Origin of the sequence: Paenibacillus sp. HGH0039, from assembly GCF_000411255.1 — a bacterium.
In the GTDB taxonomy this organism is placed as follows: domain Bacteria; phylum Bacillota; class Bacilli; order Paenibacillales; family NBRC-103111; genus Paenibacillus_F.
Map to the genome: position 1 here is coordinate 291,294 of NZ_KE150412.1, position 424 is coordinate 291,717.

At 65.8% G+C, this 424-nt stretch carries 1 pseudogene; it reads right to left on the minus strand.

Annotation, left to right across the window (positions count from 1 at the left end):
- Nucleotides 1–424 (minus strand): annotated as a pseudogene (locus HMPREF1207_RS29590) (AMP-binding enzyme); the annotation flags it as partial.

Sequence of the window (424 nt, forward strand, 5' to 3'; positions counted from 1 at the left end):
TTCCTTCTGAAGACCGAGCACGTCCTGCCAGATGGCGGCCAGCTTCGCTTCCAGCGGCGTCCTTGGCGCGATATATTCCGCGCCTCCGTCCGCACCCGCTTCCGGCGCCGGCAGCGCCTTCCGGTCGACTTTCCCGTTCGGCGTCAGCGGAATCCGCTCCAGCCGGATGAAATACGACGGGATCATGTAGCCCGGCAATTCCTGCGCCAACGCGCTTCGCAGCCTGCTTGCGGCAAGTTCGCCGCCCGCCGTGAAGTAGGCGCACAGCGCTTTCTGCCCGCTGCCGTCCTCGCGTACGATGACGACCGCTTCGCGGACGCCGTCCGCCTGGAGCAGCTGCGACTCGACCTCGCCGGTTTCGATCCGGTAGCCCCGGATTTTTGGCCTGATGGTCGATCCGCCCGATAAAGTCGACGTTGCCGTC